The sequence below is a fragment of the Paenibacillus sp. 4624 genome, from assembly GCF_050435065.1.
Classification (GTDB): Bacteria; Bacillota; Bacilli; order Paenibacillales; family Paenibacillaceae; genus Paenibacillus; species Paenibacillus amylolyticus_D.
The window spans coordinates 1-4305 of record NZ_JBNDJR010000031.1; the positions used below are offsets into that span (position 1 = coordinate 1).

4 protein-coding genes are annotated in these 4305 nt (G+C 39.7%); all 4 read right to left on the reverse strand.

Annotated features, from left to right (window positions below; genetic code table 11):
• Positions 1 to 728: hypothetical protein (locus tag ABIE27_RS30975; RefSeq protein ID WP_429352222.1), on the reverse strand; the 728-nt coding region annotated here is incomplete at its 3' end.
• Between the two features lie 62 nt (positions 729 to 790).
• Positions 791 to 2053, reverse strand: a complete 1263-nt coding sequence (locus ABIE27_RS30980; protein WP_429352223.1) for an MFS transporter — start codon at positions 2051 to 2053, stop codon at positions 791 to 793.
• Positions 2054 to 2099: 46 nt separating this feature from the next.
• A complete protein-coding gene (locus tag ABIE27_RS30985; RefSeq protein ID WP_240036847.1) occupies positions 2100 to 3017 on the reverse strand; it encodes a kinase in 918 nt (305 codons plus the stop codon).
• On the reverse strand, positions 2995 to 4305 hold a 1311-nt coding region (locus ABIE27_RS30990), incomplete at its 5' end, for a thioesterase domain-containing protein (RefSeq protein ID WP_429352224.1). The genes ABIE27_RS30990 and ABIE27_RS30985, both read right to left, overlap by 23 nt.

Consider the following 4305-nt stretch of genomic DNA (forward strand, 5'->3'; position numbering starts at 1 on the left):
TCTACCGCAATGCGGCTTGGATAGTGCTCAACCATCTCTTCAAAACGCCGGATTGCAGTATACCTGCCTGAATTTTTTCGCTCAGTTTGATTCCACTCGATCAACTGTCGATTGCGTTCGTTCTCATCTAATATGCCGACTTTCCCAAAAGGCTTATGTATATTACCAATCAGGTTTATTAATAGTCTCTCAAAATGAGATAACATCTGGTTAATAAAATCCAAGCTCTGTTTCGTTTGTTTGCCGCACAAAAGAGAACAGTTTAGATTCATCCCCTGAAATCTGTAACTCATCACCATATCATAAGAGATCCCTGGGGCTAAAAACCACTCCATATTCTCCTCGAATTCCCTATCCTCAAATAAGAAATTGTTATGGTTTTGTTTATTTAATTGTGAAAATTCTACTGTTTGTCGATATACATTTCCATCTGAAAACCCTTTTATGATGTCATTGAAAGAATCACTGTCAGCATAATCAATACATACTGACTCTAGTTGCCCTCCAGTCAAAGTATAGACTGGATTTTCTCGATTAAAATTGTATTTTTGCAATAAGAAATAAAAGGTTAATTTCAAAATATCATGTGGCGTCACTTGTGCAAGTCGACAAATCACACTTAATTCATCCAGCTCCTTGCTTGTTAAAACAATATGTCGGTTACTCCTAATAAAATTCTCATATTCATTGGCTTGATTCTCAAGTAAAGAAGTTTTGGAAGTATCCATATTTGCACCTCTCCATTCAATCACCCTCAAGTTTGATGAAATCTAAAACAGGTGTCTAGTAATTAATAATTCTCCTGTTTCTGCTCTATATTGGAGGAATCTCTCGATTTATTGGTGAGTACAGTCATTGTCGAGATCCCCCCAAGAAGCACGAGACCAACTCCAGCTCCTAAAAATACAAAGTTAGTCGAGAATGCCGCTGCCAAAGATGCACCCAGCAATGGCGCGAGAAACGTAGATACATTCTGAAGTGCATTAGAACTCCCGGTAACCCGCCCAATTAAATGGGAAGGTGTTTCTGTCTGTAATATATATCCGAACGGTACAGTCGTGAATGCGGCACATACACCCGCACAAAATGCCATGGCACTCCAAACAAGAGTTGGAAGCTGAAATGACAGCATACCGCCTATTCCAAGTATAGTAACTAGAATTCCTGAAATGAAGACAGCACTGCTTATACTAGATAAGGGACTCTTCTTCCATCCCTCCCAACTCCCCCCGCCCAATACACCTACGAGGCTACCAAGACCAATTGCACTGATAAGCATGCCATAAGCCTGCTCTGACAGATTTTGTTCCTTGGCCCACAATACAAACAGACCTTCAAAGAGAAAAATCAAGAACAAGGAAACCGATACTAGAATCACTGCCATTAGAAGTGTAGCTGTCGTTTTTAAATGTTTGATCCCACCTGTTAGTTCTTTCCAAAACTTCGGCTTATCAACAGATTGTGTTTGGTTCAAATCATTTGGAATAAACGAAAGTAACACTGAAGAGATGAGAAAGAGTACACCTTCAATTAAAAAGATAAATGATGAGGAAGTCTGAGCAGCAATTACTCCGCCAACAATAGGAGCAATAATTTTCATTAAATAAACAGAAGTTTGACTAAGTGAAATGGCTTGAGAAAGTTCTTGATGAGGGATAACACTTTTAATTGTTTTCATCCTTGCTGGTTCAAAAGCTGTAGCAACTGAATTCTTTAGAAAAACCAGCATTAACAATAACCAAAGCGAGGTCGTAAAAAACAAACAAAATACAATGATTGCCCGAAGTATATCTGATACAACAAGAGTTACTTTAGTAGGCAAACGATCCACCCATACACTAATCAATGGCCCAAGAAATATCCAGGGGACACCTGCGGCAATAACTTGAGCAGCCACCGCATCAGGACCAAGTTGCCATGTATACACCAGTAACGTGTATATGGCAATATAGTCAAGCCAATTGCCACAGTCAGATAACAATTGTCCTGAAAACAATAAAGAAAATCGCTTGTTTTTTAAGGGCTGTAAAAACTTAATTTTCCCCAAATTCATCGTCCTTTCCTAGCTCAGAACTGTTACACCTTCTTGGTGAAAACACTTATTTGTCCATCGCATTACTAATCGTAGAAACGGAATGAAATATTTTAACCTCTCCATAGACGTTTCTCAGATCTACATGGATTGCTTCTAATTTGTCTTTGTAATCAGTCTCATCATCGGAGAGTAAAATACCAATATACGTACCGCTGTGGGCGATGATAACACCCAATGCGTTATAGTTATTCGATATTTCAAGTAAGTGTGAGATACTTTGCTTTGCTAGCCTCTCTTGATTCAACAGGGCACTTCTCGTTGCAACCTGACCGATCGAATGCACATCTTGATTACAAAAGGCAAACTTTAACTGCATCATTAAATCTGTGTATTGGGTACGCTCTTCGATCGTAAATTCTTTTTTATTCCGATTATATTGGATCGTATCAATCTCCCCGCCTTCGTCTATGGCAAGTACCGTAAGTTTTGGAAGAACACCTAATTTTTCAAATAGTTCGACCTCTCTATGATAGAAAGCTACGACCTCCGGGTACATCACTCCATCACTCGGCTCAATATCTTTCATCACCTTCTGCAGTAGCTGTAAGGGAATCGTTATACCATAATAGGATTCAATCGACCTCGCAGTAGCTACCAGATCTGCAGATGAACTTGCTAATCCTTTTCCCACGGGTAAATCACTTTCAATACAAATCGTTCCACCTGGCGGCAGCTTGAATATGTTTAAAATTTCGGTTGCCAGTCTTGCTGATTTTTGTTTGAACTCCGGTATAACTTTCAATCGTGGGGTTGAATCAGGACAAAACACGACTTTAGTGAAATTTTGGATAGGGAAAGTAACCAAAAAATCCTGGTTACTCTCCACTGTCATGCCTTGTAATAACTCTCCAAAAGTACCATAAGCCATCCCAATTCCTATCTTTTCTTTGGATATTACATTATTTTTGAGATCCGATATCAATAGTCTCCCTCCCACCCTCTGCAGAGTATTCATTCCAATAAGTCATGATCATCTGAGCCAGTTCGTCTACGTGAGGTGGTAACGCCATGGTATTATGATCCCCAGGCACAAGGAATGTGCTTAACGTGCCTTTGGTTCGATGTTTCCAGTGGCTTGGATTAATTAGCTTATGAAGATGTTTAGATACCTCTTGTACATAAAATAACTGGAGATCAGAATTAATCGGATTGCCATATCTGTATTTCCCCATCGCTTGTCCCGCAGCTACCAACACATTCATTTTTTGTTTTAATTGTTTGGAACTCATGCCTACCGGCCAATCCTCACGTTTCCTTGCTTCATCCAGTAGTAGATTTAGTGCAGTCTCGCTATCTGTTCTGTCAAATTGGAGGGGATCTAGATCGAATAAAGTAGCAAAATACATAATTGCATCTTGCTCTGTAAATTCATCATAAATATTCATAGATTGGTCGAGAGGCTGAACATCAAATAAACCAATAAATTCAATCTTCTCACCCATCTTTTCAAACATTCGTGCCATCTCGTAAGCAACCATTCCACCAAAAGACCAACCAATCAGTTTATACGGACCAGTTGGGATCTTTCTTTTGATCTCTGTAACATAGAGTTCTGCCATTTCTTCTATGCTATCTAATGGCTCTTCATCCGATTCATAACCAGGGGCTTGAATTCCGTAAATACACTCTGACGTTCCCAATGAATTAACCAAATGGAAATAGTGAAGTATGCCTCCTCCTTGGGGATGGATCAGGATTAGTGGGCTTGTTGAACGATTCTCACCTTCTTGAAGTTGAATAAGATAAGAAGAAGCCAAATTTTGTTTTTCCCCGCCCAAAAGTGCACAAATACTTGCAATTGTCGGCTCTTTCAAAAGGCTAGCAAGACGTAATTCCGTACCAAATTCCGCGTTAATTTCATGTAATAACTGAATAGCTTTTAAGGAATGTCCACCAATCGAGAAAAAGTTACTGGTGACACTAATTGGGTGGACTTTCAAAATTTTCTCCCAGATTTTTGTCATTTTTAACTCCTGCAGATCACGAGGAGGTACATAAGATTTATCATGTTGCAAGTCTATGATCATCGGTAATGATTTTCGATCTATCTTCCCGTTGGGTGTTAACGGTAATTTCTCGATTTCCCTATACAATACAGGCACCATGTATTCAGGAAGGGTTTGTTGCAAATGTTGCCGTATTGCCTGATGCCCAGGCCAAGACATGCCCGGCTGGAGTACAAGGTACGCGGCTAGCTGCGCTTCTTCACC

What these genes read in the sequence shown, in the direction of transcription:
- ABIE27_RS30980 (WP_429352223.1), bottom strand. Translation starts at nt 2,053, where the DNA reads ATGAATTTGGGGAAAATTAAGTTTTTACAGCCCTTAAAAAACAAGCGA.